The sequence below is a fragment of the Bradyrhizobium sp. PSBB068 genome (assembly GCA_016839165.1).
GTDB lineage: Bacteria > Pseudomonadota > Alphaproteobacteria > Rhizobiales > Xanthobacteraceae > Bradyrhizobium.
This window is the reverse complement of record CP069300.1, coordinates 6980295-7004031: the sequence shown is the minus strand read 5'-3', so window position 1 is coordinate 7004031 and position 23737 is coordinate 6980295. Positions and strand designations below refer to the sequence as shown.

Here is a 23737-nt window from a genome sequence, read left to right as displayed (position 1 = left end):
GGGCCGGGCTATTTCTTGCGGCCGTATTCCACCAGCTCCATGGAGTTGCTCGCCATCACGTGGTTGTTGCTGCGCGTCACGGACGTGCGCTTGACCCAATGATCGACCGCCGGCGCGTACCAGGATTGTTCGACAATCTCGACCTTTCGAGTCGGATCGTTGGTCGGGCGCCTGGAAATGGTGGTTTCGATCTTGAATGTCTCGAAGACGCCGGCCTTCGTGACCACAGATTCCTGACCAACGACCTTGGAGTGGACGGCGTTCTTCCAGGTGCTGCCATTGCTGGTGTTGACGTTGTCACCTTCGGAGTGCCAGGTCGCGCCGACCTTCAACGGCGCATGGATTCCGATGCCCTCATGCGGTCGGTAGGTCCAGGAATCCGAGCTCTTCAGATTCCAGGATCGATCGTAGACATAAAGCCCCTCGATCGGCTTGTCCTTGACGCTGTAGCGGACGCTGATTTCGGTAGGGGTCACCTCGGTCACCAGGTTGTTGCGAACGCCGCTCACGGTGCCGCTGATCTCATCCCTCGTCTCGTAGGTCCAGAAGTCGCCCGGCAACGGCTCTTCCATGACGACGGCCGGCTTGGCAGTCGACGACGGTGCAGCTGTCGCTTCGGCGCCACCCGGCGATTGTTGTGCTGAGGCCTGGCTGGCGAACAGGCCAATCGCTGCAATGGCGGCGTAGCGGAGCATAACTTTCCCTCGTCCAAATGGCCGGCGATCGGCGCGGTCCGTATGGCGTATCAATCCAGCGGCTGATCTAGCGTCGGCCATAATCGACCAGCTCCGCCGTGCTCTTGTCCCGGATTCGTCCGTCCGAACGCGTGATCGAGCTGCGCTTGACCCAATGATCGATGGCAGGCGCGTACCAGGTCTCCAGCACGAATTGCAGCTTCTTGGTTGCGTCAGCGGCGTTGTCTTCCTGTAGGGTGGTTTCAATCTTGAAAGTGTCGAACGTGCCTGCGCTGGTCGTCACGCTTTCCTGCGCGACAACTTTGGCCGTCCCGGAGCGCTTCAGGCTGTTACCGGCCTTGGTGTTGAGCGCGGTGTTCTTGAATGACCAGCTCTTGCCCACCGTAAGCGGCGGCCGGATGCCGGTGCCATCATTGGGCGAAAATCGCCAGATGCCATTGTTCGTCAGATCCCAGGTTCGGTCGAATGTTTGGTAGCCAACGACCGGATTCCCGAGCAACGAAAAGCGGATGTTGATCTCCGAAGCCGAGGCGTCGGTCACGGTGTAGGTGGTGGTCGACTTGATGTCGCCGGTAATGTCGTCCCGCACCTGGTAGGTCCAGTGATCGCCGGTTTGGGCGTCTTCCATCGGTTCCGGGCTGTTCGGCGTTTCAGCGGCAGGCGCTGCAGCCGCTGGTGGTGATGGGGCCGGCGTCTGGGCCGAAAGGGGGCCGACCGTCGCAAGGAGAGCGATGGTCGCGAAGACAGGGCTGCGCAACATTGAATGTCTCTGATGCCTGAAGATCAACGATGGACGAAATCCAGCGCGTCGCGGAGGGTTGGTACAAGTTTGCTCAAACAACCACAGCGTGCCTGAGCCGGGAATCCGGCGCAAGCATTTGTCGGCATTCCGGTTGCGACCTTGCCTAAATTTAATGTTGTCTTTTGATTGCGGGTTACGGCACCACGGCCGTCAGATCGAGGCTCTGCATCATCGCGGCCGCGTCCACCGCACGGCGGAAGTCGGCGAGGGCGAAGGTCGCGACGTTGATCTTGCGCAGATCGAGCACGCCCTCGGCGGCGAGGGCGGCAAGCTGGCCCGGCGCAGTGCGATCGTACATGAACTGCCCGACCACCTCCCAGTCATTGGCCAGCATCTCGCGGAAGGACAGTTCAAGCGGCACTTCGGCGCTGCCCATCAGCACCATGCGGCCGCCGCGCTTGAGCGCGCGCAGGCAGGACAGCGTGGTCGAGGTGCTCTTCGCGGCGCCGAGCAAATCGAGTGCGACATCGGTGCTGCCGCCGGCGGCACGGCGGATGGTCTGAAGATCGGCCGATGCATCGCCGCTCACGACGGCGGGAATGACCCGCGGGCCGAATGCATCGCGCAATTGCTCGAGTGCGGCCTGCTTGCGTCCGACGGCGACGACGCGGCCTGCGCCCATCGCGACCGCGAGCATCACGCCGCCCGAGCCGAAATAGCCGGTCGCGCCGTTGACGATGATGGTCTGTCCGCCGCGCAGGCCGGAGCGCTGCAAGCCGCCGAACGGCACGATCAGCTTTGCCAATCCGATCAGCTCGGTTGCCGGCTTGTCGTCGAGATTGGTGAGCGGCGTGGCGCAGGCGGCCGGCCAATGCGCGATCTCCGCAAATACGCCGTCGCGCCAGCGTGCCTGCAACGCGAACGCCTCCGGCGTCGTCACTGTCGCGGTGAGGCCGATCAGGATCTGCGGCGGATCACGATCCGGCACGTCGCCGCGCAGATGCGGGCTGAGGAACACGCGGTCGCCGCTCCGCACATGCGTGACGTTCTCGCCGGTCGTGACGACGCGCGCGATCGCGTTGGTGCCCGGGACGAACGGCATCGGCGGCAGGCTGTAGGGCAGCGCGCCCGACAGCAGCTTATTGGTGTAGGACAGCACCATGCCGGCTTCGATCCGGACCACGACGCCATCGGGTGCGGGCTTCGGTGTCGGCACATCCTCGAAGCGGAGGTCATTATGGGCGTGCAGCCGCCAGGCCTTGTGCGTGCTTGTCATTGTTTTGCTTTCCGTTGGCCGTCCTCATCGACAACGGACTATGTACTGCGCGGACGCGACCGCGCCAGATCGACGCTGCAAAATGCGGCGTCAGGCGTCGGCGCTGCGCGTGTTAGTTTCGCCGGCGAGATGCCGCGCCAGCGCCACCGCGAGCGGACAGATCGCCAGTGCCGTCAGCGCGGTTGCAGCCGTCGCCAGTGTCGGACCGAGTGCGTCGCCGAGCAGGCCGTAGATAACAGGCGCGATCGCGCCCGATCCGATCGTCCCGGTGTAGAACAACGCGAAGGCGCGTTCGGTCTGATGCGGCGGCGTCAGCTCGGGCACCGTGCCATAGAGCACCGAGGAGGTGCCGTTGAGCATCACGCCGAGCAGCGGCAGCAGCGCGATCGCCGGCGCCAGCGGCAATACCAGCACCGCAATGATCAGCGCTGCCGTGCCGCCTTCGGTGATCAGCACGGTGCGCAGCGTGCCGACGCGCGCGCCGAGCCAGCCGCAGCTGAATTTTCCCGCGGCGCCGCCGATGAACACCAGTGCCAGCGCGAGACCGTTGGTCGGCAGCGCGGCGCCCTTGTCGCGCAACAGAAACGGCAGGAAGGTGAGAAAGCCCATCCGCACCGCCGTGTCGAGAATTCCGATCGCGAGCAGCCAATGGAAGCCGCGGCCCGCACCTTCGTGGCGCGATGTGGCGGTTGGCTTGTGCTCGGCGCCCTTGCCGACCGTCGGCATCCAGAGCGCGATGCAGGCCGCGACCAGGAGGCCCGCCAAGGCAAGCACCAGCAGCGTGTGCCGCCACGACATGATCACCAGCAGGATCGAGGTCAGCGCCGGGATCGCCGCCTTGCCGAGATCGCCCGAGAAATTATAGATGCCGAGCGGCCCGCGCGCACCCGCGCCATAGGCGCGCGACACCGCAGCGGATGCGATCGGATGCTGCGTGCTCGAGCCGGCGCCGGAGAGCGCCAGCGCCAGGCCAAGTCCGATCACGCCGCCGGAGAATCCCGCGCACACGTAGCCGAGCGCCGATAGTGCGGTGCCCGCGATCAGGATGATCTTGCCGTCGATCCGCTCCGCGATCCGCCCGACTGGAATCTGCAAGCCGGCCATCGCGCCGGCATAGAGCCCGCGCAGCAGCGCGAGCAGCCCGTAGCTCAGCGCGAATTCGGCCTGCCAGACCGGCAGCAGCACGTAGATGAGGTCGGTATAGCCGTCGTGGAGGGCATGGTTGAGCCCGGTCACCGTCAGCGTGCGGGTTGCCCTGACGCTGCCGGAGGAGGATGCGCCGGCTTCGGCGGATACGCTCATTGCAGCCGTCCGGAGCCAGAAAATCTAAAGTTTGCGCAGCTGGGCATCGGGAGAGATTTCCGGAAAGAGAAGAAATACAAGAAGCTTGCAAGCACTATGCGTCGGCAAAGCGCTTGTCACAAATCAGTAATAATCGGATCATGCGTTAGAAAATCTGGTATTAGGTGGACATGTTCGTCCCACGCCGCAGCCTGCCGCCGCTCAATGCGGTCCGTGCCTTCGAGGCCGCCGCACGGCTCGGCAGCTTCAAGGAAGCCGCTGCCGAGCTCAGTGTGACTCATGGCGCGGTCAGCCAGCAGATCCGCCTGCTCGAGGAATGGCTGGGTGCGCCGGCGCTGTTCCGGCGCTCGGTGCGTCGCGTGGTGTTGACGCCGGCGGGCGCGGCCTTGCTTGCGGAATTCGCGCCGGCGCTCGACCGGATTTCCGCGGCCGTGCAGCAGCATCGCGAGCGGCGCGGCGATGCCGCTGTCGCGGTGTTGCGCGTCAATGCGCTCGCGACCTTCAGCCTGCGCTGGCTGCTGCCGCGGATGAGCCGGTTTCGCGCCGAGCATCCGGATATCGAGGTGCGCTTGAGCACGTCGAATGATCCGGTCGACGCGCTGCCTGAATCCTTCGACGTCGTGATCCGCGGCGGGCCGGATACGTTTCACGGCTTCTCGTCCCGCTTCCTGGTGTCGGAGCGAAGATTGCCGGTGTGCAGTCCGTCGTTGCTGGAGCAATTGCCGCTGCACGAGATCGCGGACCTCTCACGGCACACGCTGCTGCATGTCACCTCGATGCCGCGGCTGTGGCGCGACTGGCTGACTGAAGCGGGGCACTCCGCGCTCGAGCCGGCAGCGGCGCTGACCTTCGATCATTTCTACCTGACGATCCAGGCCGCGCTCGATGGCCTCGGCGTCGCGATGGGACCGACCGCGCTGATCGCGGACGATCTCGCGGGGGGCCGCCTGGTGACGCCGTTTCCTGCCATCAGCCTGCCGGCGCGGAGCTATTTCGCCTATTTTCCGGCGGGGCGCAGCAACGATCCGCACAGCGCGGTGTTCTGCGATTGGCTCGAGCAACAGGGCCGGATGACGGGCTGAGGGTGATTGCAGGTCAGGCGGCCGACGGATCGTCGCCGTCGATTTCCTGCGGCATGTCGATCACGACGCGGCCGCCGGCAAGATCGACCGTCGGCACCACGGCATTGGTGAAGGGCAGCAGCATCGTCGCGCCCTGCGGCGGGGCGATCTCGATGATGTCGCCGGCGCCGAAATTATGGATCGCGATCACCTTGCCGAGCGGCTGCTCTGCCGTCGTCACCGCAGCGAGCCCGATCAGATCGGTGTGGTAGTACTCGCCGTCATCGGTGTCCGGCAGCCGGTCGCGCGGCACGTAGAGCTCGAGGCCGTTGAGCCGTTCGGCGTCATCGCGGGTGGCGACGCCCTTCAGCGTCACCACCAGATGGTCCTTGGCCTCGCGCGCATGCATGACCTCGAACTGGCGCGCGCCGTCCTTGGTCATCAGCGGGCCGTAATCCCTGACGGCCAGCGGATCTTCGGTGAAGGTCCACAGCCGGACGGCGCCGCGCACGCCATGCGCAGCGCCGATACGGGCGACACAGACCGGGGCAGCCACCGTGGTCGCCGTTCAGCTTAGGCCTTGGCGGCGGCTTCGGCCTGCGCCTTGCGCTCCTTGCGTGGCACGGCCTTCTCGGGGTTGTTGCGCGGCGCGCGCTTCTTGACGCCGGCGGCGTCGAGGAAGCGGGTCACGCGATCCGACGGCTGCGCGCCCTTGGCGAGCCAGGCCTTCACCTTCTCCATGTCGAGCTTCAGGCGGGCCTCGTTGTCCTTCGGCAGCAGCGGATTGAAGTGGCCGAGACGCTCGATGAAGCGGCCATCGCGCGGAAAGCGCGAGTCGGCGACGACGACGTGATAGACAGGACGCTTCTTGGTGCCTGCGCGAGCGAGGCGGATAACAACGGACATTCAGTTCTCCTTCAAAGGTCGATGTGTTCGATTGATTGGCATTCCGCGTCGCGCCGGCATCTGAGCCGTCGCGACGAATTCCTCATTTCTTCTTGCCCGGAAAGCCGCCGAGGCCCGGCAGCATCGGCTTGCCGGAAAGCCCGGTCAGGCCCGGCACGTTCGGCAGGCCGCCGCGCAGCCCGGCCGGCAGATCCTTCGGCAGATTGAGCAGGCCGCCGCCGGCGCCGCCCTGCATCTTCTCGGCGAGCGCCTTCATCTCTTCCGGCGACGGCGGCTTCATACCGCCGCCAAAGCCCATCGCCTGCGCGATGCCGGCCAGCGGGCCGCGCTTGCCGCTTCCCATGGCCTTCATCATGTCGGCCATGTTCCGGTGCATCTTCAAAAGCTTGTTGACGTGTTCGACGCTCTGGCCGGCGCCCGCCGCGATGCGCTTCTTGCGGCTCGCTTTCAACAGATCGGGGTTCTTGCGCTCCTGCCGCGTCATCGAATCGATGATCGCGACCTGGCGCTTCAGAATCTTGTCGTCGATGCCGGCGGCCGCGATCTGGTTTTTCATCTTGGAGATGCCGGGCATCATGCCCATCAGGCCGCCGATGCCACCCATGTTGGCCATCTGCTGCAGCTGCTCGCGCATGTCGTTGAGGTCGAACTGACCCTTGCGCATGCGCTCGGCGGTGCGCGCGGCCTTCTCGGCGTCGATGTTGGCGGCGGCCTTTTCGACCAGCGAGACGACGTCGCCCATGCCGAGGATGCGGCCGGCGATGCGGCTCGGATGGAAGTCTTCCAGCGCGTCGGTCTTTTCACCAGTGCCGATCAGCTTGATCGGCTTGCCGGTGACTGCGCGCATCGACAGCGCGGCGCCGCCGCGGCCGTCGCCGTCGACGCGCGTCAGCACGATGCCGGTGAGGCCGACGCGTTCATCGAACGCGCGCGCGAGGTTGACCGCGTCCTGGCCGGTGAGCGAGTCGGCAACCAGCAGCACTTCGTGCGGGTTGGCGGCGGCCTTGATCTCGGCCGCCTCCTTCATCATGTCTTCGTCGAGCGTGGTGCGGCCGGCGGTGTCGAGCAGCACGACGTCGTAGCCGCCGAGCTTGCCGGCTTCGAGCGCGCGCTTCGCGATCTGCGGCGGTATCTGGCCCGCGACGATCGGCAGCGTGGGAATGTCGAGGTCGCGGCCGAGCACCGCGAGCTGCTCCATCGCCGCCGGGCGGTAGACGTCGAGCGAGGCCATCAGCACCTTGCGCTTGTCGCGCTGGACCATGCGGCGTGCGAGCTTGGCGGTGGTGGTGGTCTTACCGGAGCCCTGCAGACCGACCATCATGATCGGCACCGGCGGCACGGAGTTGATGTCGATGGTCTGGCCGTCGGAACCGAGCGTGGCGACCAGCTCGTCATGGACGATCTTGACCACCATCTGGCCCGGCGTCACCGACTTGACGACGGTGGCGCCGATCGCCTGCTCGCGGACCCGGTCGATGAAGCTGCGGACCACCTCGAGCGCGACGTCGGCTTCGAGCAGCGCGCGGCGCACCTCGCGCATCGCGGCATCGACGTCCTTTTCGGTCAGCGCACCGCGCCCCGTCAGACGATCGAGAATGCCACCAAGCCGTTCCGACAGATTGTCGAACAATGCCGTTGTCCTTCGTTGCGCCCGTGAGCGCGCGTCACTCGCTTCGGGCCATCCCCGCGCGTTCGCGCGTGATGACCACATAGTCTGCCTCGGCACCGTGCCAAGACGGTGTACCAAGACGATGGTCCAAACACTTTCGCGCCCGAGGGCGCATCGCGCTGTCGGGCGTGGGCCTCTGGCCTCCAGGACCAGTCGGCGGGTCGAAAAGACGAAGCTTTCCGAGAAAGTCGCGGCGTTAAACGCTGCCGGGGCGGCAAAGTCAAGGAAAGTTTCGCCGCAGTCGGCGCAGCTCCAGCTTTAAGATACTGAAATCACGTCGATTTGCCGAGCTGGTTCCGAATTCGCCGCGGTCACCCATATAAGCGGAGCCTGCCTCCTGTTCGGGAACCCGCTTGCCCATCACCCGCCGCCGCGTTCTTGCAACCTTGACCGGAGCCGCCGCTGCGATCGGCGTGCCCTCGATCTGGATGACTTACATGAAAACCTATGACGGCCCCGTCTCGGATCACTTCGACGGCCTGCACTTCTTTGATCCGGATGGTTCGCCGCCGAAATCGCTGGGCGAGGTGCTGCGTTGGCAGTTCGGGGGGCGCCGCAAGCGCGAGGTCTGGCCGGAATGGGCGCCAAGCCCCCATGCCGATACGCCGCCGCCGCGCGTCGAGGGCGACAAGGTGCGGCTGTGCTTCGTCGGCCATGCCAGCTGGCTGATCCAGACTGGCGGCCTCAACATCCTGGTCGATCCGGTGTGGTCGATGCGCGCCTCGCCGTTCAGCTTCGCAGGTCCCAAGCGGCACAACGATCCCGGCATCGCGTTCGAGAAATTGCCCAAGATCGATGTCGTGCTGGTGTCGCACGGCCATTACGATCATCTCGACGTTGCGACGCTTTCGAAGCTGACGTCTGCGTTCGGCCCTCGCGTGGTAACGCCGCTCGGGAACGACATCACGATGCGTGCGTCCGACACCGCGATCAAGGCCGAGGCGTTCGACTGGTACCAGCGCGTTGAGCTTGGCAACGGCGTTGCCGCGACATTGGTGCCGACGCGGCACTGGTCGGCGCGCGGCCTGTTCGATCGCAACAAGGCGCTGTGGGCGAGCTTCGTGCTGGAGACGCCGGCCGGCAAGCTCTACATCGTCTGCGATTCCGGCTACGGCGACGGCCGGCATTTCCGCCGTGTGGCCGACGCGCACGGACCCTTAAGGCTCGCGATCCTGCCGATCGGCGCCTATGAGCCGCGCTGGTTCATGCAGGACCAGCACATGAACCCGGAGGATGCGGTGAAGGCGCTGGCCGATTGCGGCGCCGCCCAGGCGCTGGCGCATCACCACGGTACGTTCCAATTGACCGACGAAGCGATCGACGCGCCCGCGATCGCGCTCGGCGAGGCGTTGGATGCGGCGAAAGTGCCGCGCGAGAAATTCGTGGCGTTGAAGCCGGGGCAGGTGTTCGAGATTTAGCAGCTGTCGTCCCGGCCTAGTGCGCAATTGCGCACGGGGGCCGGGACCCATTACCACCGAGTTTGGTTGCGAACGGAAGCGCAGCCCCAGCGTCGCGCAACAATCAATATTTGGGGTTATGGGTCCCGGCCTTCGCCGGGACGACAGTAACTCTTATTTCTCCTTGATCGCCCACGACACGCTCACATTCACCGTCAGGGTTTCCTCGCCCTGCGCGACCGGCGTCGGTGCCGCGGCGAATCCGGCCGTGGCCATCTTGGCGCGGAACATCGGCACCGGCGCCGAGCCGACTTCCGAAATGTTCAGCGGCGCGCCGAGCGTGACGCCGGCGGCCTTGGCGTAGATCTCGGCCTTGCGGCGGGCGTCGGCGATCGCCTTTTCGCGTGCGTCGTCGAGCAGCTTCGAGGCCTGCGACACCGAGAAATTGAGCGCGCCGATATCGTTGGCGCCGGCGCCGACCAGGACGTCGATGACGCCGGCGACCTTGCTGACGTCATGCAGCTTGATCGTGACGCGGTTGCTCGCATGGTAGCCGACGATGCTGGGCGGCGCGTTCGGCGACGACGGCGGACGGTTGGCGAATTGCGGCTGCAGCGACAGCCGCGAGGTCTGGTAGTCCTTCTCCGCGATCCCCGCGGCCTTCAGCGCCGCCAGCACCTTGCCCATCGTCACATTGTTGGCGTCGGAGGCTTCGCGCGCAGTCTTGGCGTCCGTGGTGACGCCGGCGTCGAGCTGCGCCTGGTCGGGCGCCGCCGATACGGTGGCCTCGCCGGTGACCGAGATCGCCGGCGGGAAGTCGGAATCGGCCATTGCGGGTGCAGCGAGCAGGGTGGTTGCGAGGAGAGCGGCGGCGAACGGAAGGCGATGGGTCATTGGGCTCACTTCAAGGGTACGTAGACGTTGATTACAAGCTTGTCTTCGGCGGTCTTCAGCGGATCGGTGATGTATTCCTCGATGAAGGTGTCCTTGGCTTCGAGCTTCTTGTCGTCGAGGTGATTGGTGATCGCCTCATAGGTGTTGTCCATGTTGTCGTAGGAACCGCGGTGGACGAACTTCAGCGCCTTGCCGTCGGGCGAATTGCCCATGCTCATGTTCTTGCCGAGGTTCTTCGCGTCCTGATCGATCGGGATTTCCGCGATGAAGGTGAAGCCGGTGTCGTCGGTCGAGGTGTAGACGATCATCGGGTTGCCCGACGGCTTGATGCCGTCCTTGTCGAGCAGGGCGGTGAGCTGCTTGAACGCCTCGATCAGCGCGTCGAAGGCGGAATCCCAATTGGCCGTGCCCTTCAGCATCACGACCTTCTTGGGCTCCAAGGTGAACGACTCGCCGAACGGGTCGGCGGTCTGGACCGGGGCGGCCGGCGGCGGCGTCGGAGATTGCGACGCGGCCGGGCTGTCAGCCGGCGACTTGGTCTCGGCCGGCGGTGGCACGGGCGTTGCCGACGGGGTCGGGGCGGGGGTCGGGCTCGGGCTCGCCGCGGGAGCGGGCGAGGCGGACGGCGACTGGGCAGGCGCCGGGCTTGCCAGTGCGATCGCGGCCAAAGGGAGCAGCGCGACCAGGGCCGCGCGGAGCGTGTTGATACGGTTCATTGGTATTTCTCCATCCCCTTCCTCAGACGGCCGCTCGATCTGTCCCGGCGCGCACGGTCCGCGAGGTGCGATATTCCTAACACGCGAGTTCTGCATTCGTCCCATGACAGATGTGTCATAGGGCCATTCAGGCTGGCTAATCGGCCACCTCTCGCCATATAACCGGGCAGAATTTGGGAAAATCGATGAGCGCGCTCGCCAATCACGCATTCGCCAAGATGAACGGCATCGGCAACGAGATCGTCGTCGTCGACCTGCGCGATTCAGAGGCACCAGGTCGGGCAGTCGTCTCGGCGGCGGAGGCGCGCGCCGTGGCCTCGCCGGCCGGAGCGCCCTATGACCAGTTGATGGTGCTGCAGCCGCCGCGGCTCGACGGCACCGAGGCGTACATCACGATCTACAACAATGACGGCTCTGAGGCCGGCGCCTGCGGCAACGGCATGCGCTGCGTGGTGCGGCGGATCTTCGAGAAGACTGGCCAGACCACGGCAACGTTCCAGACCCGCGCCGGCCTGCTCAATTGCTGGCAGGGGCCGACGCCCGATCTCTATACTGTCGACATGGGTGCGCCGAAGTTCGGCTGGCAGGACATTCCGCTGGCTGAGGAATTTCGCGACACCCGCTACATCGAGCTGCAGGTCGGGCCGATCGACAATCCGGTGCTGCATTCCCCCTCGGTGGTCTCGATGGGCAATCCGCACGCGGTGTTCTGGGTCGACGACGTCAACGCCTACGACCTCGAACGGTTCGGGCCGCTGCTGGAAAACCATCCGATCTTCCCGGAACGCGCCAACATCACGCTCGCGCACATCGTGGATCGCGACCACATCACGATCCGCACCTGGGAGCGCGGTGCCGGCCTCACCCGGGCCTGCGGCTCGGCGGCCTGTGCGACGGCGGTCGCGGCGGCGCGGCTGAAGCGCGCCAACCGGATCGTCGAGATCACGCTGCCCGGCGGCAAGCTCGGCATCGAGTGGCGCGAGCGCGACGATCACGTGCTGATGACCGGCACCGCCGATTTCGAATATGAGGGCCGCTTCGATCCGGCGCTGTTCGCCAGCGTCGCCTGATCAGGGCGTTGGGGATCGGTTATGGGCGTCGATGTCGTCACCTTTGGCTGTCGCCTCAACGCCTTCGAATCCGAAGTGATCCGCCGCGAGGCCGAGCAGGCGGGACTTGCCGACACCATCGTCATCAACAGCTGCGCCGTTACCAACGAGGCGGTGGCACAGGCCCGGCAGTCGATCCGCAAGCTGAAACGCGAACGGCCCAATGCGCGCATCGTGGTCACCGGCTGCGCGGCGCAGACGCAGGCCGAAATATTCGCCGAGATGGCCGAGGTCGATCGCGTCGTCGGCAATGACGAGAAGCTGCGCGGCGCCGCCTGGCAGGCGACGCGCGCTGCATTCGATATCGGCGCCAGCGAGAAGGTCGCGGTCGCCGACATCATGGCGGTGACCGAGATGGCGCCGCATCTGCTCGACGGCTACGCGCGCGGGCTGCCGCGGGTATTCGTGCAGGTGCAGAACGGCTGCGACCATCGCTGCACCTTCTGCATCATCCCCTATGGCCGCGGCAATTCGCGCTCGGTGCCGATGGGCGCGGTGGTCGATCAGGTCCGCATGCTGGTCGAGCGCGGCCACGCCGAGATCGTGCTGACCGGCGTCGATCTGACGAGCTATGGCGCCGACCTGCCGGGCGCGCCGAAGCTCGGCCAGCTGACCCGGCAGATCCTGCGCCACGTGCCCGAGCTGCGACGGCTGCGCATCTCGTCGATAGACTCGATCGAGGCCGATCGCGACCTGCTCGATGTCATCGCCGACGACATCAGGCTGATGCCGCATCTCCATCTGTCGCTGCAGTCCGGCGACGACATGATCCTGAAGCGGATGAAGCGCCGGCATTCCCGCCAGGACGCGATCGATTTCTGCGCGCAGGTGCGCCGGCTGCGGCCGGACATCGCCTTCGGCGCCGACATCATCGCGGGCTTCCCGACCGAGACCGAGGATATGTTCACGCGCTCGCTCGATCTGGTCGAACAATGCGACCTCACCTTCCTGCATGTGTTTCCCTATTCGAAGCGCCCCGGCACGCCGGCGGCACGGATGCCGCAGGTCGCAGGCGAGGCGATCAGGGAGCGCGCCAAGCGGCTGCGCGCGGCAGGCGAAGCTGCGCTGGTGCGTCGGCTCGGGGCCGAAGTCGGCGCGACGCGCGAGGTGCTGATCGAGAGCGAGCGGCAGGGCCGCACCGAACATTTCCTGCCGGTCGCGATCGATGGCGATGTGCCGGGCATGGTGCGGCGACTGACCGTGGCCGGACATGACGGCGCGCGTCTCTCCATCGTCATTCCGGGGCTCGCCGAAGGCGAGAGCCCGGAATCCATGGGGCCGCATAGTTCGTCGAAGAATGGATTCCGGGTTCTCGCTTCGCGAGCCCCGGAATGACGAGGGAATAGAGGGGTGGTGTAGGATGGATAGAGCTTAGCAAAGCTCATTCGTAGCGCACTCAGTGCGTGCGTCCGCCGGGCCTTGCCGGTTGCGACGCGCGAACCTGCCAGAACCGCAGCAGGCGGTCGGCGTTTTCGCGGGTCATTTTCATGAACTGGCCCTTCGCATGGGCAAGCTCGACCGGCCCCATCGAGCCGGTCGTATAGCGGCATTCCATCACCGCGACGGTGGTCTCCCAGCTCAGGCCGGCCGCGCGGCACGGCACCAGCAGGCCTTCGCTGCGCAGGCTCTGCATCAGGGAGCGGATCACCTCGATGCTCGACTGTGCGAGGCCCGCTAGCGCAACAACGGTCTCTTCATATCTTCGCTGCCTGGCGAAGCCGAGCAAAGCGGCCTCGTTGAGGTCGCCGTTGTCCTTCAGCCTTGCGATGTGACGCCTGGCTGCGGTGAAATCGCGGACCTGCGACATGTCGCGCTCGACGCCGGCGGCGACCGCGGCGATCGCGTGCCGGATCTCCTCGAACAGATACGGCGGGGCGCGTTCCAGCAAACGGCTGCGAACCTCCTCCGTTGCGCGGCGCAGCAGCTGAAGCCGGAGCTCCGACGGCAGATCGGCGCGGATGCCGGTCTCGACGGCGAGGACCGGATCGTGCTCGGCCTGCGCGAGGATGACGGCAAATCCGTCCGGCGATACCTTGGCGCCGGGATTGTTGACCAGGCGATGGCTCACACTGGCAAAGCGACGCGCCAGCAATGCGTCGGTGACGACTTCCTTCAGCCACCAGCGACCGGCGACGGCGAGCAGATGCTGCTCGCTCTTGGTCTGCGCGATCTCGATCAGATCGTCCGCACTGAGCCGCGACGACTCCTGCAGAACCGGCCGCGCGATCCTGATCTCGTCATTGCCAGCGAGACGGCGAATGATCGCGGGCGGTGCCTGGGTCACCGGTGCGAGCTGCTCGCTGATCTCGGCAAGCGCCATCCGGGCGCTGATGTCGGCAAGCGCCCGGAGCTCGATGGTCTTGACCAGCCGTTCGAGCACGTTGTCGAACAGCTCGACCTGTTCACTGTTGAAGCTGCCGGCGGAGGTGAGGAAGAGGTCGGTGACGCGTTTGGCGGTGGCGATGCATTTTTCGGCGGAGCCGGCGCGTATCGCCGCCTCGACTTCGTCGACAATTGCCTGCTCGGCAGTCAGCATTGCTCGTCCTGAGCCCGTCGTGATGCGCTTTTCTAAGCCGCCTGCAGGACTACCGGATGGAGCTGAAAGTTCCGTAAAGGATAACGGTCCGTAAAACCACGGAGATCACTCTCCGTTCCAGCCGCATGCCTTGAGCCGCTGGTGCATATGCGCCGGCGCCGGCGCGACCACATGGACCGGGTCCTTGTTGCGGGAAATCGGGATGCCGATCTCGCGGGAATGCAGATGCAGGGTCGGCTCGCCGAAGCGGGGGCCATTGCCATAGATATTGTCGCCGACGATCGGCCAGCCCATCGCTGATGAGTGCACCCGCAGCTGATGGGTGCGGCCGGTGACCGGCTCCATCGCCAGCCAGGCGAGGCCCTCGCCGCGCCCCAGCACCTTCCAGTTGGTGATCGCCTTCTGCCCGTCCGGATCCGGCTTCTGCCACCAGCCGCGCTCGGCGTTGAGCCGGCCGAGTGGCATGTCGATGGTGCCTTCATCCTCGGCCGGGCCGCCCTCGACCACGGTCCAGTAGGTCTTCGAGATCTTGCTGTGCTTGAACAGCAGCCCGAGCGAGGCGGTCGCCTTGCGGTGGCGTCCCAGGACGAGGCAGCCGGAGGTGTCCTTGTCCAGCCGATGCGCCAGCACCGGCGGCCGCGGCAGGCCGAACCGCAACGCGTCGAAGGAGGCCTCCAGATTGGGGCCGCCCTTGGGGCCGCGATGCACCGGCATGCCGGCCGGCTTGTCGATCACCAGCATCAACCCGTCGCGGTGGAGCACCCGGCCCAGGATTTCTTCCGCGGTCAATTGGGGAACATCGATCAATTCGTCGAGACTTTCGTTTGTGAGCCGAAACGGCTAACACGTCCGCGCCATGAACGATACCACTGCAGGAACTCCAAAACAGAGCTGGTGGCAGCGCCTGAAGGGCGGCCTGAAGCGGACCTCGAGTTCGATCGGGACCGCGGTCGCTGACCTCGTCACCAAGCGCAAGCTCGATTCCGCCATGCTCGACGATATCGAGGATGTGCTGCTGCGCGCCGATCTCGGGACCGATGTCGCGGTCCGCATTGCGGAGGCGGTCGGCAAGGGCCGCTACGACAAGGCGATCTCCGCCGACGAGGTCAAGGGCGTGGTTGCGACCGAGGTCGAGAAGGTGCTGGCGCCGGTGGCGAAGCCGCTCGAGATCGATGGCTCGAAGCAGCCGTTCGTCATCCTGGTCGTCGGCGTCAACGGCTCCGGCAAGACCACGACGATCGGCAAGTTGGCGGCGAAACTCTCGGCCGAGGGCCGCAAGGTCATGCTGGCCGCCGGCGACACTTTCCGCGCCGCGGCGATCGAGCAGCTCAAGGTCTGGGGCGAGCGTACCAAGTCGCCGGTCATTGCGGGCGCGCAAGGCTCGGATTCGGCAAGCCTCGCCTTCAGCGCGCTGACCGCAGCCAAGGAGCAGACGCGCGACGTGCTGCTGATCGACACCGCCGGCCGGTTGCAGAACAAGTCCGAGCTGATGAACGAGCTCGAAAAGGTCGTGCGCGTCATCAAGAAGGTCGATGCGTCGGCACCGCACGCGGTGCTGCTCGTGCTCGACGCCACGGTGGGACAAAATGCGCTGTCGCAGGTCGAGGCGTTTCATCGTACGGCAGGCGTCACCGGCCTCGTGATGACCAAGCTCGACGGCACCGCACGCGGCGGCATCCTTGTTGCGCTGTCGGAGAAGCACAAGCTGCCGGTGCATTTCATCGGCGTCGGCGAAGGCGTTGAGGACCTCGCGCCCTTCACCGCGAAGGATTTTGCCAAGGCGATTGCCGGGATCGAGGCATGATCCCGAAAATCATGCCTCAAACCAGCACCGAGGGTTAATGGACAAGACCCAGCCACATCCGCTGTTCAAGCTTGCGACCGAGCTCGGTCCGCTGCTCGTGTTCTTCGTCGCGAACGCCAAGTACCACCTGTTCGTCGCCACGGCTGCGTTCATGGTGGCGATCGTGGCGGCGATGATCGCATCCTATGTGGTGACGAAACACGTACCGATCATGGCGCTGGTGACCGGCGCGATCGTCCTGGTGTTCGGCACCCTGACGCTGGTGCTGCACGACGAGACCTTCATCAAGGTCAAGCCGACCATCATCTACGGCCTGTTCGCGGCCGTGCTCGGCGGCGGGCTGCTGTTCGGCCGTTCCTTCATCGCCGTGATGTTCGACCAGATGTTCAATCTGACGCCGCAGGGCTGGCGCATCCTCACCATGCGCTGGGCGCTGTTCTTCGCCGGCATGGCCATCCTCAACGAGATCGTCTGGCGGACCCAGACCACGGATTTCTGGGTGAACTTCAAGGTGTTCGGCGTGACGCCGCTGACCATGATCTTCGCCATCGCGCAGATGCCGCTGACCAAGCGCTATCACCTTGAGCCGGTCTCGCTGGAAACCAGCGAGGCGGACGCCGGCGATTTGCGGAAGTAGATCGGAACGCAGCGCGGGCGATTGCGCCGCGCTGCGTCCGAGGCCTCAAAGCGCGATGAGATTGGGTTGGATCGTCATCGCGCTTTGGTTTCTTGTTTGAGCATGATCTTTTCGGAAAACCGCTTCGCACTTTTCCGGATCATGCTTCTCAGCTCTTCTGCTTGGCGATGATCTTGTCCTTGATCTTGTCGTAGGTCGCCTGCGGCAGGATGTTCTTCTGCACCAGTTCATCCTTGCCCTTGTAGGGACGGCCCTTGATGATCGCGGCCGAGTAGGCCTTGCCGACACCGGGCAGCGCGTCGAGCTGGTCGGCGCTGGCGCTGTTGACGTCGAGCAGGTCGTCCTTCGCCATCCCCGTCGTCTTCGCGTCGGGCGTCACGGCCTTCGGCGCGGGAGCCATCTTGCTGACTTCCGATTTGGCGGCAGGCGTAGCCGGCTGAACGCCCTGGGCCATCGACGGCGTGGCCGTCAGCATGCCGAGCGTAAGTGCGGTGGCGAGAAGTGAAGCGAGTGTGGTCTTGCGCATATGTCCCCTCCAGAGGAACGTTGATGTCAACGCTGCTGAGTTGGGGGTGCATTCGTGGCGTTGCCGTGGCCGCGAAATGAACCGCAGATAAACGTGTCGAAGTATTTTGCCGCAGGCATTTTCGCTCGCCGTTCAGCAGCGGTTCACGGCAACGCTGAATGTCGGTGCGCTTACTGTCCGGCGTGCAGCGCCTTCTCGATCTCGACCTTGAGCACGCTGTTGACGTTCTCAGGCGTCACCGGTCCGACCAGCTTGTAGACGATGGTGCCCTCGCGCCCGACCAGGAAGGTTTCGGGTACGCCGTAGACACCCCATTCGATCGAGGCGCGGCCGTTGCCGTCGACGCCGACGATGCCGAACGGGTTGCCGTAGCGGCCGAGGAAGCGCCGCGCATTCTCCGGCGAGTCCTTGTAGTTGATGCCGATGATCTGGAAGCGTTTGTCGCGGCCGAGCTCGGTGAGTAGCGGCGCCTCGTCGTGGCAGGGCACGCACCAGGACGCCCAGACGTTGACGATGGAGACCTTGCCCTTGAACGCGGCGGGATCGAGACCGGGGACGGGCGCGCCGTCCTTCTCCAGGCCGTCGAGCGCGGGTAAAGCGGTCTGCGGCGCCGGCCGGCCGATCAGTGCCGACGGAATTTTCGAGGGATCGCCGCCATAGAGCCGCAGCAGGAACAGCCCGGCGAGGCCGAGGAAGATCACGAGCGGCAGCACCACCAGCAGGCGGCGGGCTTGCGGCGGATTGCTGGTCGCCTGCTCGCTCATCTTGTGTCTGCCGCGCGGCGGCCGGAGCGGCGCGTGACGCCGCTGGCCTCGATCTCCTTGAGGCGTGCCTGCTGGCGGCGATAGTCGGTGATGATCCAGATGATCAGCAGCAGCACGACTGCGGCGACCAGCGCATAGGACGTCACGATGAAGGGGGCGTAGGGACCAAGCGACATCGTCACGCCGCTCCGATTTCGTTGGACGCGCTGCCTGCACCCTCGTTCGTGAACGTGACGCGGCTGGCCTGCATCATCTGCAGGCTGCGCACGCGCCGGCGCAGGATCTCGTTGCGCATTGCCGCGAGGTGCAGGGTGATGAAGAGCAGCGAGAACGCGATCGCCATCACCAAGAGCGGCCACAGGAACGCCTTGTCGAGCGTCGAGCCGCCCATGCGCAGCACGGAAGCCGGCTGATGCAGCGTGTTCCACCAGTCGACCGAGAACTTGATGATCGGAATGTTGATCGCGCCGACCAGGGTCAGGACCGCCGCCGCCCGCGCCGCGCGCGAGGGATCCTCCACCGCCCGCCACAGCGCGATCAGGCCGAGATACATCAGGAACAGGATCAGCACCGAAGTCAGGCGGGCATCCCACTCCCAATAAGTGCCCCACATCGGCCGGCCCCACAGCGAGCCGGTGACCAGCGCGAGGAAGGTGAAGGCGGCGCCGATCGGCGCCGCGGCTTTCGCGGCGACGTCGGCGAGCGGATGCCGCCACACCAGCGTGCCGAGTGCGGCGACGCTCATCACGCCCCAGACGAACATCGACAGCCACGCGTTCGGTACGTGGATGAACATGATCTTCACGGTGGCGCCCTGCTGGTAGTCATCGGGCGCCACCGCCGACTGGTAGAGCCCGATCGCGAGCAGGATCGCGGTCGCGCCTGCGAGCCACGGCAGGATGCGCGCAGTCAGCGCCAGAAACCTGGTCGGGTTGGCGAGGTCGGTCAGCGTCTCGGTCAGCTTCATGGCACCCTGATAGTCGTCCGCTGTGTCGCAGGCAATTGGCCCAATTCCTCTCGAAAAGATTTGATCTGGCTCATATCAATCCAGCCCGTGCCGCAGGCTGGCAGCGGCCGCAAACGGGCCGATCACGAGGCTGGCAAGCGACAGCGCGCAGAGGATCGAGAACGGTGTTCCAAACGGCAGCGGCCCCGATATCGCCGCCTGCGAGGCTGCGACGCCGAAGATCAGCACCGGGATCGACAGCGGCAGCACCAGCACCGCCAGCAGCAGTCCGCCGCGGTGCAGCGTCACGGCCAATGCCGCGCCGATCATGCCGGTGAAGGTCAGCGCCGGCGTTCCGGCCAGCAGGGTCGCCGCAACGGCAAGTGTCGCCGTGCCGTCGAGATTGAGCAGCAGGCCGAGCACCGGGGTGGCGATGATCAGCGGCAGGCCCGCGGCGATCCAGTGCGCCAGCGCCTTGGCCGCGCAGGCCAGTTCCAGCGGCGTCCGGCTCATCACGATGAGGTCGAGCGAGCCGTCCTCGTGATCGGCCGTGAACAGCCGGTCGAGCGTGAGCAGGCTCGCCAGCAGCGCGCCGAGCCAGAGGATGGCGGGGCCGAGCCGCGACAGCAGCGCGAGATCCGGACCTACCGCGAACGGCATCAGCACGGTGACGGTGAGGAAGAACAGCACCCCGATCAGCGCCCCGCCGCCGACACGCAGCGCGATCCGGATGTCGCGCCGGATCAATGCGGCCAGCGCGCTCATGCAGTGCCTCCGCGGTGATCGCTACGTGAGCCGATATCGTTCTGCGCGATCGGTGCGCTCCCTCCCCCCTTGCGGGGGAGGGCGGGGGAGAGGGGTGGCCCCGGGCGAGATCGTCGACGCGATCGCTGCTCCGACAATCTCGATCGCTCATCGTGGTGAAATCCAAGGACAGAGCGCATCGTGTGGCACCCCTCTCCCTGACCCCCTCCCGCAAGGGGGGAGGGGACGGAGAGACCTGAGCGCTGCGACGAGAGATGGGAGGGTTTGCTCATGCCGTCCCTCCCATCCGCAGATCGCGCGCGTCGATGCCGAGCGGCAGATGGGTCGCTGCGACGATCAGGCCGCCGCTGGCGAGATGGTCGCGCATCAGGGCGACGAACAACGCCTGTCCGGCCGTATCGAGCGCCGATGTCGGCTCGTCGAGAAGCCACACCGGCCGGCGAGCCGAGAGCAGGCGAGCGATCGAGAGGCGGCGGCGCTGGCCTGCCGAGAGGTAGGCCGCCGGCAGATGCGCGGCGTGGTCGAGCCCCACGGCTGCCAGGCACCCGCCGGCATCCTTGGTCTCACCGCCGAGGAATTCCCGCCAGAAGGAAAGATTTTCCATGACGCTCAGTGCCGGCTTCAAGGCGTCGCGATGGCCGAGATAGTGAGCCTGCTCGGGCAGGCTGAGCTCGGCGTCGCCGCCCTCGAGCGTGATCGTCCCTTCGGCCGGAACCAATAGCCCGGCGAGGACGCGCAGCAGCGAGGTCTTGCCCGCGCCGTTGGGGCCGGTGACGGCAAGCGCCTCGCCTGCTGCGGCTGACAAATCGAGGTTGGAGAACACCTCGCGCCCGCCGCGCACGCATTTCAGATTTCGTCCCGAGAGCCGCATGGTTCGTCTTGTCACAGCCCTCTGAAATCTTTCGCTACCGCGTGAGAATTTTTGGGTCGCGCAACGCCGTCGCACACTTGTCGGTGTGGCGGTGCTTCTAGAAAGGTTCTATAAGCCCGGAACTTGATGCAGCACACACAATCGGCGGCCGCAAGCCACCCTCCGGGCCATCCCTCGGCCAGTGTCGTTCGCCGGTGTTTAGTTACCCTTGCCGGGTATAACTGAGAATTGGGATTCCTCGCATGACCTCACTCGACAGCTTCAAATGCCGCAAGACCATGAAGGTCGGCGCCAAGTCCTACGTCTATTACAGCCTGCCCCTGGCAGAGAAGAACGGACTGAAGGGTATTTCGAAGCTGCCGTATTCGATGAAGGTTCTGCTCGAGAACCTGCTGCGCAACGAGGACGGCCGCACCGTCAAGAAGGAAGACATCGTTGCGGTGTCGAAGTGGCTGAAGAAGCGCCAGCTCGAGCACGAAATCGCGTTCCGCCCGGCGCGCGTTCTGATGCAGGATTTCACCGGCGTTCCGGCCGTGGTCGATCTCGCGGCGATGCGCAACGCGATGCAGAACCTCGGCGGCGATGCCGAGAAGATCAATCCGCTGGTGCCGGTCGATCTCGTCATCGACCACTCGGTCATCGTCAACTTCTTCGGTGACAACAAGGCGTTCGCGAAGAACGTCACCGAGGAATACAAGCAGAACCAGGAGCGCTACGAGTTCCTGAAGTGGGGCCAGAAGGCGTTCTCGAACTTCTCGGTCGTGCCGCCCGGCACCGGCATCTGCCATCAGGTCAATCTGGAATATCTCGCGCAGACGGTGTGGACCAAGAAGGAGAAGATGACGGTCGGCAGGAAGACCGGCACCTTCGAGGTCGCCTATCCGGACTCGCTGGTCGGCACCGACTCGCACACCACGATGGTCAACGGCCTTGCCGTGCTCGGCTGGGGCGTCGGCGGCATCGAGGCGGAAGCCTGCATGCTCGGCCAGCCGCTGTCGATGCTGCTGCCGGAAGTGGTCGGCTTCAAGCTCAAGGGCCAGCTCAAGGAGGGCGTCACCGCGACCGACCTCGTGCTGACCGTCACCCAGATGCTGCGCAAGCTCGGCGTGGTCGGCAAGTTCGTCGAGTTCTTCGGCCCGGGCCTCGATTTCCTGTCGGTCGCGGACAAGGCGACGATCGGCAACATGGCGCCCGAATACGGTGCGACCTGCGGCTTCTTCCCGGTCGATGCCGCGACCATCGATTACCTGAAGACCTCGGGCCGCAAGGCGGATCGCGTCAAGCTGGTGCAGGCCTATGCCAAGGCGCAGGGCCTGTTCCGCACCGCCAAGTCCGCTGACCCGGTGTTCACCACCACGCTGACGCTCGACCTCGCCGACGTCGTGCCGTCGATGGCCGGACCGAAGCGCCCCGAAGGCCGCATCGCGCTGCCGGCGGTGTCGACCGGCTTCGCCACCGCGCTGGTCGGCGAATACAAGAAGCCCGAGGGCGAGCAGAAGCGCTACGCGGTCGAGGGCCGCGACTTCGATCTCGGCCATGGCGACGTCGTGATCGCCGCGATCACCTCCTGCACCAACACCTCGAACCCGAGCGTGCTGATCGGCGCCGGCCTGCTGGCGCGCAAGGCGGCCGCCAAGGGCCTCAAGGCCAAGCCGTGGGTGAAGACCTCGCTCGCACCGGGCAGCCAGGTGGTCGCGGAGTATCTCGCCAATTCCGGCCTGCAGGCCGATCTGGACAAGGTCGGCTTCAACCTGGTCGGCTTCGGCTGCACCACCTGCATCGGCAATTCCGGCCCGCTGCCGGAAGATATTTCCAAGTCCATCAACGAAAACGGCATCGTCGCCGCCGCCGTGCTGTCGGGTAACCGCAACTTCGAAGGCCGCGTCTCGCCCGACGTGCAGGCGAACTACCTCGCTTCGCCGCCGCTGGTGGTCGCGCACGCGCTGGCCGGCACCGTGACCAAGGATCTCGCGGTCGAGCCGCTCGGCATCGGCAAGGACGGCAAGCCGGTGTTCCTCAAGGATATCTGGCCGACCGCCAAGGAGATCAACGCCTTCGTGAAGAAGTACGTCACCGCGACGATCTTCAAGAAGAAGTACGCCGACGTGTTCAAGGGCGACACCAACTGGCGCAAGATCAAGACCACGGAAAGCGAGACCTATCGCTGGAACATGAGCTCGACCTATGTGCAGAATCCGCCCTATTTCGAAGGCATGAAGAAGCAGCCCGACCCGGTCACCGACGTGGTCGACGCGCGCATCCTCGCGATGTTCGGCGACAAGATCACCACCGACCACATCTCGCCGGCCGGATCGATCAAGCTGACCTCGCCCGCCGGCAAGTTCCTCAGCGAGCACCAGGTGCGTCCCGCCGACTTCAACCAGTACGGCACGCGGCGCGGCAACCATGAAGTGATGATGCGCGGCACCTTCGCCAACATCCGCATCAAGAACTTCATGCTGAAGGGCGCCGACGGCAATATTCCGGAAGGCGGTCTGACCAAGCACTGGCCCGACGGCGAGCAGATGTCGATCTACGATGCCGCGATGAAGTATCAGGCGGAAGGCGTGCCGCTCGTGGTGTTCGCCGGCGCCGAATACGGCAACGGCTCGTCGCGCGACTGGGCCGCCAAGGGCACCCGCCTGCTCGGCGTGCGCGCGGTGATCTGCCAGAGCTTCGAGCGCATCCATCGCTCCAACCTGGTCGGCATGGGCGTGCTTCCGCTCACCTTCCAGGACGGCACCTCATGGTCCTCGCTCGGCCTCAAGGGTGACGAGAAGGTCACGATCCGTGGGCTGCAGGGCGATCTGAAGCCGCGCCAGACGCTGACCGCCGAGATCGTCTCCGCCGACGGCGGCAAGCGGGATGTCCCGCTGCTCTGCCGCATCGATACGCTGGATGAGCTCGACTACTATCGCAACGGCGGCATCCTGCATTACGTGCTGCGCAAACTCGCGGCCTAAAGGGCCTTTTGTTGGAGCATGGTCTATTTGGGCCGTGCTCCAACGCGGAATTGTGATCCGTGCCTCACTGCTTAGTGAGTGGCGGCTAAAAAGAAGGCGGCCTATGAAAAGGCCGCTTTCTCGCGTTTTGGGGCACGCAAGTTCAGGGACAGACTTCA

The 23737-nt window shown here is 65.5% G+C and carries 23 protein-coding genes and 1 pseudogene; 7 read left to right on the top strand and 17 right to left on the bottom strand.

Going from position 1 to position 23737, the window contains the following annotated elements; translation table 11 throughout:
- Nucleotides 1–8: 8 nt before the first annotated feature.
- The 4 genes from JQ507_32435 to JQ507_32420 form a co-directional block, all read right to left on the bottom strand.
- The gene (locus JQ507_32435; GenBank protein QRI69513.1) at nucleotides 9–695 is read right to left on the bottom strand and encodes a hypothetical protein; all 687 of its coding nucleotides are present in this window, start codon (nucleotides 693–695) and stop codon (nucleotides 9–11) included.
- Between the two features lie 67 nt (nucleotides 696–762).
- Complete coding sequence (locus JQ507_32430) at nucleotides 763–1455, bottom strand: hypothetical protein (GenBank protein ID QRI69512.1); 693 nt, start codon at nucleotides 1453–1455, stop codon at nucleotides 763–765.
- Nucleotides 1456–1630: 175 nt separating this feature from the next.
- Nucleotides 1631–2713, bottom strand: a complete 1083-nt coding sequence (locus tag JQ507_32425) for a zinc-binding dehydrogenase (protein QRI69511.1) — start codon at nucleotides 2711–2713, stop codon at nucleotides 1631–1633.
- Between the two features lie 90 nt (nucleotides 2714–2803).
- Complete coding sequence (locus tag JQ507_32420) at nucleotides 2804–4015, bottom strand: MFS transporter (protein QRI69510.1); 1212 nt, start codon at nucleotides 4013–4015, stop codon at nucleotides 2804–2806.
- Between the two features lie 170 nt (nucleotides 4016–4185).
- Here JQ507_32420 and gcvA point away from each other — a divergent pair, with 170 nt between their 5' ends.
- Entirely contained in the window at nucleotides 4186–5097 is a 912-nt protein-coding gene (gcvA, locus tag JQ507_32415) for a transcriptional regulator GcvA (protein ID QRI69509.1), read from the top strand.
- Between the two features lie 13 nt (nucleotides 5098–5110).
- Here the strand turns inward: gcvA and rimM are convergent, their stop codons facing one another.
- The 3 genes from rimM to ffh form a co-directional block, all read right to left on the bottom strand.
- Entirely contained in the window at nucleotides 5111–5632 is a 522-nt protein-coding gene (rimM, locus tag JQ507_32410) for a ribosome maturation factor RimM (protein QRI69508.1), read from the bottom strand.
- Between the two features lie 17 nt (nucleotides 5633–5649).
- A complete protein-coding gene (gene rpsP, locus JQ507_32405) occupies nucleotides 5650–5982 on the bottom strand; it encodes a 30S ribosomal protein S16 (protein QRI69507.1) in 333 nt (110 codons plus the stop codon).
- 82 nt (nucleotides 5983–6064) lie between these two features.
- The gene (gene ffh / locus JQ507_32400) at nucleotides 6065–7612 is read right to left on the bottom strand and encodes a signal recognition particle protein (GenBank protein QRI69506.1); all 1548 of its coding nucleotides are present in this window, start codon (nucleotides 7610–7612) and stop codon (nucleotides 6065–6067) included.
- Nucleotides 7613–8004: 392 nt separating this feature from the next.
- Between ffh and JQ507_32395 the strand changes: the two genes are divergently transcribed.
- The gene (locus tag JQ507_32395; GenBank protein ID QRI69505.1) at nucleotides 8005–9069 is read left to right on the top strand and encodes an MBL fold metallo-hydrolase; all 1065 of its coding nucleotides are present in this window, start codon (nucleotides 8005–8007) and stop codon (nucleotides 9067–9069) included.
- 153 nt (nucleotides 9070–9222) lie between these two features.
- On the opposite strand, the gene JQ507_32390 is transcribed toward JQ507_32395, so the two are convergent.
- Both JQ507_32390 and JQ507_32385 read right to left on the bottom strand, forming a co-directional pair.
- Entirely contained in the window at nucleotides 9223–9942 is a 720-nt protein-coding gene (locus JQ507_32390) for an SIMPL domain-containing protein (protein QRI69504.1), read from the bottom strand.
- Between the two features lie 5 nt (nucleotides 9943–9947).
- Nucleotides 9948–10658 carry a GyrI-like domain-containing protein gene (locus JQ507_32385; GenBank protein ID QRI69503.1) on the bottom strand — a complete coding sequence of 237 codons (711 nt, stop codon included), beginning with the start codon at nucleotides 10656–10658 and terminating at the stop codon, nucleotides 9948–9950.
- Nucleotides 10659–10843: 185 nt separating this feature from the next.
- On the opposite strand from JQ507_32385, the gene JQ507_32380 reads away from it, so the two are divergent.
- Nucleotides 10844–11728: a diaminopimelate epimerase gene (locus tag JQ507_32380; GenBank protein QRI69502.1), complete on the top strand. Its 885-nt coding sequence runs from the start codon at nucleotides 10844–10846 to the stop codon at nucleotides 11726–11728.
- A gap of 21 nt (nucleotides 11729–11749) precedes the next feature.
- A pseudogene (gene mtaB, locus JQ507_32375) lies at nucleotides 11750–12994 on the top strand (tRNA (N(6)-L-threonylcarbamoyladenosine(37)-C(2))-methylthiotransferase MtaB).
- Nucleotides 12995–13163: 169 nt separating this feature from the next.
- On the opposite strand, the gene JQ507_32370 reads toward mtaB, so the two are convergent.
- Both JQ507_32370 and JQ507_32365 read right to left on the bottom strand, forming a co-directional pair.
- A complete protein-coding gene (locus JQ507_32370; GenBank protein QRI69501.1) occupies nucleotides 13164–14303 on the bottom strand; it encodes a DUF2336 domain-containing protein in 1140 nt (379 codons plus the stop codon).
- A 105-nt stretch (nucleotides 14304–14408) separates the two neighbouring features.
- On the bottom strand, nucleotides 14409–15110 hold the full coding sequence (locus JQ507_32365; GenBank protein ID QRI69500.1) for an RNA pseudouridine synthase: 702 nt from the start codon (nucleotides 15108–15110) through the stop codon (nucleotides 14409–14411).
- Nucleotides 15111–15159: 49 nt separating this feature from the next.
- On the opposite strand from JQ507_32365, the gene ftsY reads away from it, so the two are divergent.
- The gene (gene ftsY / locus JQ507_32360; protein QRI69499.1) at nucleotides 15160–16107 is read left to right on the top strand and encodes a signal recognition particle-docking protein FtsY; all 948 of its coding nucleotides are present in this window, start codon (nucleotides 15160–15162) and stop codon (nucleotides 16105–16107) included.
- 37 nt (nucleotides 16108–16144) lie between these two features.
- Nucleotides 16145–16744: a septation protein A gene (locus JQ507_32355; GenBank protein ID QRI69498.1), complete on the top strand. Its 600-nt coding sequence runs from the start codon at nucleotides 16145–16147 to the stop codon at nucleotides 16742–16744.
- A gap of 148 nt (nucleotides 16745–16892) precedes the next feature.
- Here the strand turns inward: JQ507_32355 and JQ507_32350 are convergent, their stop codons facing one another.
- The 6 genes from JQ507_32350 to ccmA all read right to left on the bottom strand — a co-directional run bounded on the left by JQ507_32350 (nucleotide 16893) and on the right by ccmA (nucleotide 20616).
- Nucleotides 16893–17270 carry a helix-hairpin-helix domain-containing protein gene (locus tag JQ507_32350; GenBank protein ID QRI69497.1) on the bottom strand — a complete coding sequence of 126 codons (378 nt, stop codon included), beginning with the start codon at nucleotides 17268–17270 and terminating at the stop codon, nucleotides 16893–16895.
- Nucleotides 17271–17440: 170 nt separating this feature from the next.
- A complete protein-coding gene (locus tag JQ507_32345) occupies nucleotides 17441–18034 on the bottom strand; it encodes a DsbE family thiol:disulfide interchange protein (GenBank protein QRI69496.1) in 594 nt (197 codons plus the stop codon).
- Complete coding sequence (gene ccmD, locus JQ507_32340; GenBank protein ID QRI69495.1) at nucleotides 18031–18210, bottom strand: heme exporter protein CcmD; 180 nt, start codon at nucleotides 18208–18210, stop codon at nucleotides 18031–18033. The genes JQ507_32345 and ccmD overlap by 4 nt, the downstream gene beginning before the upstream one ends.
- A 2-nt stretch (nucleotides 18211–18212) precedes the next feature.
- Nucleotides 18213–19001, bottom strand: coding sequence for a heme ABC transporter permease (locus tag JQ507_32335; GenBank protein QRI69494.1), 789 nt, complete (start codon nucleotides 18999–19001; stop codon nucleotides 18213–18215).
- A 75-nt stretch (nucleotides 19002–19076) separates the two neighbouring features.
- Complete coding sequence (gene ccmB, locus JQ507_32330; GenBank protein ID QRI69493.1) at nucleotides 19077–19745, bottom strand: heme exporter protein CcmB; 669 nt, start codon at nucleotides 19743–19745, stop codon at nucleotides 19077–19079.
- Between the two features lie 268 nt (nucleotides 19746–20013).
- Nucleotides 20014–20616, bottom strand: coding sequence for a heme ABC exporter ATP-binding protein CcmA (ccmA, locus tag JQ507_32325; GenBank protein QRI69492.1), 603 nt, complete (start codon nucleotides 20614–20616; stop codon nucleotides 20014–20016).
- A gap of 242 nt (nucleotides 20617–20858) precedes the next feature.
- On the opposite strand from ccmA, the gene acnA reads away from it, so the two are divergent.
- The gene (acnA, locus tag JQ507_32320) at nucleotides 20859–23579 is read left to right on the top strand and encodes an aconitate hydratase AcnA (GenBank protein ID QRI69491.1); all 2721 of its coding nucleotides are present in this window, start codon (nucleotides 20859–20861) and stop codon (nucleotides 23577–23579) included.
- Nucleotides 23580–23737 lie beyond the last annotated feature (158 nt).